At 59.9% G+C, this 8,453-nt stretch carries 6 protein-coding genes; 3 read left to right on the top strand and 3 right to left on the bottom strand.

The genetic code is table 11. The features are described 5' to 3' along the window. A partial coding sequence (locus HHL24_RS42700; RefSeq protein ID WP_169491254.1) for a hypothetical protein occupies positions 1-480 on the top strand: 480 nt, incomplete at its 5' end. Between the two features lie 446 nt (positions 481-926). Here the strand turns inward: HHL24_RS42700 and HHL24_RS42695 are convergent. From HHL24_RS42695 to HHL24_RS42685, 3 genes are read right to left on the bottom strand one after another with little or no spacing between them, the layout of a single operon-like run. Continuing rightward, on the bottom strand, positions 927-2,378 hold the full coding sequence (locus HHL24_RS42695) for a short-chain fatty acid transporter (RefSeq protein WP_169491257.1): 1,452 nt from the start codon (positions 2,376-2,378) through the stop codon (positions 927-929). Positions 2,379-2,402: 24 nt separating this feature from the next. Further along, positions 2,403-3,338: a bifunctional Delta(1)-pyrroline-2-carboxylate/Delta(1)-piperideine-2-carboxylate reductase gene (lhpI, locus tag HHL24_RS42690; protein WP_169491253.1), complete on the bottom strand. Its 936-nt coding sequence runs from the start codon at positions 3,336-3,338 to the stop codon at positions 2,403-2,405. 25 nt (positions 3,339-3,363) lie between these two features. After that, a complete protein-coding gene (locus HHL24_RS42685) occupies positions 3,364-6,810 on the bottom strand; it encodes a molybdopterin-dependent oxidoreductase (protein WP_169491256.1) in 3,447 nt (1,148 codons plus the stop codon). Positions 6,811-6,975: 165 nt separating this feature from the next. Between HHL24_RS42685 and HHL24_RS42680 the strand changes: the two genes are divergently transcribed. Next, complete coding sequence (locus tag HHL24_RS42680; RefSeq protein WP_169491255.1) at positions 6,976-7,887, top strand: LysR family transcriptional regulator; 912 nt, start codon at positions 6,976-6,978, stop codon at positions 7,885-7,887. A 385-nt stretch (positions 7,888-8,272) separates the two neighbouring features. After that, positions 8,273-8,453, top strand: a 181-nt coding sequence (locus HHL24_RS43755; protein ID WP_206003132.1) for a hypothetical protein, incomplete at its 3' end; no start/stop codon positions are given.

The raw sequence follows: 8,453 nt of genomic DNA, 5'->3' as shown, positions 1-8,453 counted from the left end.
TTCGATCCTGTATGGATCGGGTTTGGCGTCGCCACGCTCGTTGTTGCCGCGATCTGTATGCTGACTGGAATGTCGGCAAAACAGGTAGGTTCGAACAGGCGGATTAGCAGCCGCCAATTGATCGGCTTCCTGCTCCTTGTCTTCGCGTATCTCGTCTTTGCTGGGTGGATGCTGACGGACGCCGGTGAACGACTACTCGTTCGAACCACGTCCCACGAAAGCCGCTATTACCTGACATCCGCGCAGCCAATGTCAAGGAAATGCCAAAACCCCGTGACGTGGTATGACCGTCAAGTCGACGGCATGGTATTTACCTGCTCGACATTTGCGCTCTTTAACTCCCCCCCAGACTGGAATGCGCGCAGAGCGTCGATCGTTCATGTGCTGACCGGTCCGTATGGTGTCCGTGTTCTTTCGATTCATGCCATTGATTCGCTTTTCGGCCAGCAAGACTTAGAAGCGATGAAGGATCGTCGCTGATCATTTGAAGTTCCCCGAGCCGTCCAAGGTTGCCGGCGTGGCCATTTTTGAGTGTCCGATGTGGAGAATGCACATCGTCCCTTCAGGGTCGGGAGCACGCATTCGCTGTCAGTGAGGCACGACGTTTAGGGCCTCCCGTTGGCGAACGGCAGGAAAGCGCCTATCAGCTGCCTCACGGAGGCCGACACTCCAACGTCCGCAATGGCCGATGACCTTCCGAGCGACCCGCAGGGGTGAATGACCGCTATACCTTTGGACGCTGCCGACCCGTTGCGGCCAGTCGATTAGGGGAAACGCGGCGGCCGCTTTTGAGGTATTGCAGCCGTTGCATTCATGTACACCATCAAGCGACATCGCCAGATCAACGTCTGTCTGCTCGTTATCTGTCCGGACGACGAGCAGACCAAACTGGCAACCTGCTGCACCGGGCTGGCGCCGCAGACGGATCAAGGCATGACGGGGGGATGGAAGGTCAGCGTCCCCGCAAGAATCCACAGCATGAAGATCACGAGCGGAAGATGCACGATGAACTGGGTAAACGTGAAGCCCACCACGTCACGAGCCCGCAATCCCAGCACGCCGAGCAACGGCAGCATCCAGAAAGGGTTGATCAGATTCGGCAACGCCTCCGCCGCGTTGTAGACGGTTACCGCCCAGCCCAGATGAACCTGCAGTTCCTTGGCTGCCGCGATCACGTACGGTGCTTCAATGATCCATTTCCCGCCACCCGACGGCACGAAGAATCCAAGGACGGCAGAGTAGATGCCCATCAGCGCCGGAAACGACGCATGCGACGACACTGTGACGAAGAAATGAGAAAGATGGTCGGCCAACGGTAGTCCCGACGGCGCGGAGGCCTTCGTTAGCATGTACGCAATGCCCCCATAGAGAGGAAACTGAATCAACACGCCAGCCACAGACGGCACCGATTTCGCAACCGCGTTCAGGAAGCGGCGGGGGCGCCAGTTCAACAACATCCCGGCCAACAGGAACACGAAGTTGTAGGTGTTGAGATTCGAGATGGCCAGCACCGGATTCTTCGTGCTGAATTCGTGCCAGGCCCAAACAGAGCCGAGTGCGACGATCAGGATTGTGATCAGCGGGCTGTGCTCGAGCCAGTCACCGGGACGTGAAGGCGCTGCTACTTCGAGTTCCGCCTCGTTCAGCGAGATGCCCAGGGATTGCGCGGTTTTGGCGCGTTCCGCGCCGGGCGCAGAGAGATACGCGATCAAAAGCGATACGACAGTCAGAACGGCGACTAACAGTAACGACTGGGGAAGGAAAATCGTCTCGGAGAACGGAATGACACCGGTGATCGCCAGCAGCGCTTTCGGCAAACTGTCCGGATTCGCCTGCAATTGCGATGCCGACGAACTCAATCCCAGCGCCCAGGTCGCGCCCATGCCGAGATAGGCGGCGGCACCTGCCGCTCGGTAGTCCATACGGAGCCCGGTGCGGCGAGCGAGCGCACGAACCAGCAGGCCGCTGAAGATCAGGCTGATCGCCCAGTTGAAAAGGGACGCCGAAATGCTGACCAGCGCGACGAATGCCACCGCAGACTTGCCGTTCGACGGCAAGCGGGCAAGCCATGCGATCAATTTCGCGGCAGGCGGAGATACCGCGACCACGTAGCCTGAAATGGCCACGATCGCCATCTGCATCGTAAAGGGAATCAGGCTCCAGAATCCGTCGCCGAAGGCAATGCCCACGCGTTGTGCTGGTGCGCCCGTCGCCAGGGCGCCGACAGCGACGACGACAACCGCGATCGCCGCGAATATGTATGCGTCGGGAAACCACTTTTCCGACCAACGGGTCACTGCTGCGGCCATACGCTCAAGCCCGACAGCATCGTCGGCTGTCGAGGCTGCCAGGTCTTGCTGACGGTTCAATTCCTTCATCATGGTCTCCGACGCTTCGAGTGATTAAACATGCTTTTCATAAACCAGCGCTGCCGCAGCCAGGTCTTCGAGTGCGGTCCCTACCGCTTTGAATACCGTGCGCTCGCTGCCGTCGAATCGCCCACGGACCTCGCCCCGGCACAGGGCGGTGAGCGTACCGTTCAGGTCCGCCGGCGAAATCACGTTGCGCGACAACGGCCCAATCAGGTCGCCGGACTTCTGCGGTGCCTCGTCCGTATCGACAAACACGCGTGCGTGGCGGAAACAATCGTCGTCAGCCTCGCGCATCTGCGGCGTGAAGCTTCCAATAAGATCGAGATGCGTTCCCGGTTTCAACCACGAGCCGCGGACGATCGACTCGGTGGCGAGCGTCGCGCAGCTCACGACATCCGCGCGCGCCACGCTGTCCGGCAGACTGGAGACAACTGCCGCATTGAAACCTTCGCCTCGCAGTTGCTGCACGAGTCGCGCGGCCGACTCTGGATAGATGTCCCAGACCTCGACATGCGTGATTGGCAGCTGACTTCGATACGCTGCGGGCACCAGGCTTCCCACGCGTCCGGCGCCCAACAGCACCATGTGCGAGGAGTCGCCGCGCGCCAGAAGGGTGGCAGCGAGTGCCGAGGCGGCGGCGGTCCGGCGTGAGGTGATTTCATTGCCGTCCATCTTCGCGAGTGGTTCACCCGTGCTGGCGTCGTACAGCACGTAAGTCGAGTGCAAGCCGGGCATTCCGCGGCCCTGGTTACCCGGGAAAATGTTCACGGTCTTGATGCCGAGATATCGGTCCGCCTCCCACGCCGGCATGATCAATACGGTGCCGGTGTTGCCGTCGCCGCTATTGATCGTGTGCGAGTGTCGGAGCGGAACCTCACACCCCTTGATGAACGCCTTCTTCAGTGACGGAATCAGCGTGGCGAAGTCCAGCGCTTCGCGTGTCGCTGGCGTGTCGAAAAATTTCATGCTCGATTTGCTCCTCGTGAGTCGTTCACGCTTCAATGGAAATATCAGTGGCCGGGATCGCCTGGCAGGCGAGGCACATATCGGCTTCATCCGGCCCATGCCCTGTCATATGCGACACCTTGCCCGCCAGGACCTTGACGGCACAGCTCTCGCATTGCCCGACCCGGCAGCCGCTGGGCATGCTGATGCCAAGGCTCTCGCCGAAGCTGAGCAGGCTTCCCCGCTCGGGTGCCCATTCAGCCTTGATCTGCGACCGCCGGAATTCGACGGCAAAGCGTTGTGATGGATCGAGGGCCGGCTTCGACGGAGACCGAAAGGCCTCGCTGAAAATATAGAACGGCGGTACGCCACGCTCGACAAGGCCCGCCGTGATTGCGTTCATCATCGGCTCTGGGCCGCATAAATAGAATCGCGCGCGGTGCTGTATCAATGCGTCGTCCACGACGTCCGCAGTGAGGTAGCCCTGCATCTCGAAGTCGCGTCCGAGTACTTCGTCGCGCGGCTGGTTATAGCAATTTACGATCTTGAGCGTTGGCAACGCACGCTGCAATTGCGCAATTCGATTCCGGAACGCATGAGTCGAGCTATTGAGATTCGCGTAAAACAGCTGAGATTCGGGCGCTTGTGTGCCCAGCTTTCCGATCGTTTCTAGCCACGAAACGAAGGGCGTTATTCCAATCCCACCCGCGAATATGACGACCGGTCGCTTCGAAGCCGGGGGTACGATGAAGGTGCCGCTGGGAGCCTGAAGCAAGACCCTGTGTCCAACTGCCAACTCGCGATGAATATACGAGGACATGACGCCCTCGAACTGCTCACCGTCGACACTTCGGCCTCGCTGATGGCGCACGGATATCGAGTATGTCCGGCGATCGCTTTCAATCGCATGGCCAGTGAGCGAATAGGCACGCGTCGTTCCTCCTTCGCACAATTCCGGAATATGGATCGTCACATGCTGTCCGGGCAGATAGTCGGGGAGCGGTCCACCGTCGGCTGCGCTGAACGTAACCGTGCGAACGCCTTCGGCTTCTCCATGTACGGCCGACACGACAAAGTCCCGGAATCCTTGCCATGCCCGTCGCGCGGGATCGACCGACGGGTCGAGCGTGACGTCGCATGGCACGGCACGAAGCGGCGACGAACCGCTCAGCGGATCGACGATGGCGCCGGACACGATGCTGTTGTAGTTACTGTTTGCGCTTCCCAGGGCCGTCGACGATCCCATGCCGATCTCGTCGCACGCCTGCCACCAGCCGTACTCCGCGACTACGACATCCGGCGCGAGTTCGGGGACCACTCGCGCACGAAATCGCGCGGTGCCGTTTGTACTGGCGACGCGTATCCAGTCGCCGTCGACGATGCCCTTGATGGCCGCCAGATCGGCGCTCAGTTCCGCGACGGGATAAGGGGCACGGCGACGAAGGCTTGGCAGGCCACGATGCTGGCTGTGGCAGTAGTAGCCGTTCTTGACGGAAGTGAGCGTATACGGAAAGCATCGACGATCAGCTGCGCGTGCTCCTTCTCCGCGGCTTGGCGGTACATACTGAGGTACGGCCGGATAGCCGTACCGATGCAGCTTCTCCGAATAGAACTCGACGCACCGCGTTTCGGTCGCAAAGCCTCGCGGGCCATTCGGCGTCGTGCAAGCGTATTGCTTTTCCTGCTGCTTGAGCGGCCGGTAAATGCCCTCGGGATGTGAACGCAGCGTCGCGACGTCCAGGCCCAACGGTTCGAGAACATGGTTCCATCCTTTTTCGACATCGCCACCGAAGAATTGATCCCCCATCCCGAGCCTGACCGCCAGATCCAGAACGATGTTGTAGTCTGCCCGGCTCTCCCCGCGGGGCGTCACCATCCGCTGCCGCAACTGGACCAATTCGACGGCCCGCTCATTGATCTCGAAGCCGAGACGCAGTCCTTCCCGTTCCCAAGGCGTGTTGACCGGAAGGAGGATATCCGCATAGCGGGCGGATGGCGTTTCGAACAGGTCGCAATGAACATGAAAATCCAGTGCGCACAGCGCGTCCCGCGCCAATGCGCTGTCGGCTTGCGACATCACCATGTTGGTGCCGAACGCGACAAGCGCGCGCACCCGATAAGGCTTGGACTCGAGAATCGCACGATAAACATCGCGCGCGGTCACCCATCCTTGGGACGGCGGACCGAGCGGTCGCTCGTCAAGTCCGAGTGCCTTTGTTCGCTGCTGAGGATTCAGCATGGCGTAGTTACTGAGGGGATTTGCTGGTTGCTTCAGTAACTCGCGGTTTGAACCCCGCCTATCGAATGCACCTGTCAGTGCATACAGCGTAGCGATCGCCCGCTCTGTTTGCGTCGCGTTCGTGTGTTGTCCCACGCCAGACCACGCGTGATAGGCGATGCGCTGGCGTGGGCTGAGCATCGCCGCCACGATTTCGACCGCCGAGGCGTCGACACCGGTGATTTTGCTCACGTGTTCGGGCGTGTAATCAGACAGCGCACCGCAGTACAACTCGAAAGCGGGCGTACACGTGACCTCTATCACCCGGCCCGTCAGGTCGAATACGGAAATCTGGTGCGAGCCTGAAATCGAAAGATCGGACGGCGACGTGCGCGCCTCTTCTCCGACGAGTTCGAGTCGATTGAGCGCGCCATTCCAGACCACATATCGATTGTTCGACGACTCCGGATCGATGTCGCGCTCACGCAAAAAATGTCCGCTATCACGACGAACCAGGAACGCGCCATTCGTCCACTCGCGGATAAATGTATCGTCGATATTTCCCGTCGCGATCATTTGCCGGGCAATTCCCATAGCAAGCGCGCCGTCCGTGCCTGGCTGCACGCGCAGCCATACATCTGCATCGCGCGCAAGCGCCGTGGGTCTCGGGTCCACGACAATCAGCTTTGCGCCGTTGCGCCGACCCGCTGCAATACTGTCCGCCTGGGCCAGCCACGTGTTGGCTGGATTCGTACCCCAAAGCACGATGACGTCGGAATTCCGGTAATCGGCCGTTGGCATGCCGCAGCCGAACGTAAACACGTGCGCGAAATCCTTGTGCCAGTTGCAGATCTCGGTCGCGTAGCAGATATTCGGACTTCCGAAAGACCAGACGAATCGCTCCACCCAGTCGATACTGTCGCTCATCGGCGTACCGCTCGGGGTGGTCACGCCGAACACCACCGATTCGGCGCCGTTTTCCCGCTTGACGTGCGCGAGCATGGTCGCGATCTCGTCAAGCGCCTCGTCCCAGCTGATCCGTTTCCAGTGCGGATCGGCCGCCCCTTTTGGGGCAGTGCGGCGCATGGGATACAACACCCGGTCGGGGCTGTGTACGAGTTCCGGCGCGGCCTTGCCTTTCATGCACATCGCGTTGCCGGTCGGGTGCGTATTGTCGGGACGCACCTTCAGCAACACGTCGCCGCGGACCGTGTTGATCGTGCCGCATCTTGACCGGCATAACGTGCAGTACCCCTTCTTCTCCTGCGTCTCCATCATCGTTCCACTGTTTCCTTTCATGACGGGATGCTATGCAGCCGAAATTGCCCTGCCTAATTCATATTTCATGCCTCACGATATATAATTTTTCAATACCTCAGATTGGTCGTCGGTTCGCGCCGTCGGTTTGCACGGCGCCACAACCCAGCGGAGTACGTCAACGTGGCCACACACATTACGCTTCGCCAGATCGAATACTTCATCTCGGTGGCTGATACCGGGCAGATCTCCAGATCTGCCAATCTCTGCGCCGTTTCGCAGTCGTCGATGACGATCGCGCTGAAGAATCTCGAAGACACCGTGGGGGTGCCGCTGCTGCAGCGCCACGCGAGGGGCGTCCGACTGACCCGAGCCGGCGAGCGATTTCTTCGGCATGTGCAGAACGCGAATGTGTCCATCGGGCGCGCCGTGGTCGCGGCCCAGGAGGAACCTGAACAGATTTCGGGCCACGTTCGGGTCGGCGTCACGGAAACCGTCTCGGCTTACCTGATGCCGTCAATGCTTGCTACCGTCGCGCAGCGCTTCGAGCACCTGACTGTCGAGGTCATCGAAGACGCGCGCGAGGATATCGAGCAACGTCTCGTCGACAATCAGCTTGATATCGGTCTGATGCTTGTGTCCAATACGGCCAACGTGGACGAGCTGAAATATGAAACGATTCTGCGCTCCATGCGCCGGCTTTGGACCCATCCGGACCACCCGTTGCAAGATGCACAACAGGTCACGCTACAGGACATCGCGCAGGAGGACTACCTTTTACTCGACATGGACGAGCACGTCCGCACTGTTCGCAAGTATTGGGGAAAGTATGGCCTCGAACCGCACGTGCGTATTCAGAGCAAGTCGATCGAAGCCGTGCGAAGCATGGTCGCGCTCGGGTTGGGCGTCACGATTCTTTCGGACCTCGTCTATCGTCCGTGGTCGCTCGAAGGGAACCGGATTATGAGGCGTGATCTGAGCATTCCGATCCCGACCATGGACGTCGGCGCCGTCTGGCACCGAAAGGGCATCCTGCCGACGCCCGCGAGAGTGCTGTTAGACCTCTTCCGGTCCTGGAAGAAGACAAGCCAATAGTTGATCTTGCCTGACGGGCATAGCGGACGTTCGTGATCACCTTCGCAGCCGCGGCTGCTGACCGACCGCTCTGGCGGAAGAGGCGGCATGCATCATCGGTACGCGAGCGACCGGGAACTGATGCGAAGCCGACACACGAACGTCATACCTACGTGTCAGGTGAAGGACCTCTCATGGCCTATAGCACCAGTTCGATGAAGGTGCCGCCGTGATGATGTTGGAATTTTCAATGGCAGCTTTCCGGCGGTTTGTGCGAACGCGTACTTCCGGCCAAAAACGGTCATTGCACTGCCTGCCCGAAATTGACGACAATCTAACAGTCTAAACTTTGCGACAATTGGCACTGCTTGAATCGGAGCGGTCGTGATCAAGTGCGGAGGCGAAAATGGGTAAACCTTCGAGAACAGCGCTATTCTCTGCATCCCGCATGTGGGACTGGCCAACAGTCGCGGCATTATTGGTTGCAGCCCCTGAACTTGTTGCGGCGAGCGACCCGCAGGGGCACACCGCCCTGCATCGGGCATGCGCGGTCAAGCCTGGCAGTAGTCCACAATTGGTCGAACCGA

The organism is Paraburkholderia polaris (assembly GCF_012927345.1).
Taxonomy (GTDB): domain Bacteria; phylum Pseudomonadota; class Gammaproteobacteria; order Burkholderiales; family Burkholderiaceae; genus Paraburkholderia; species Paraburkholderia polaris.
This window is presented reverse-complemented; position numbering and strand designations above follow the sequence as displayed.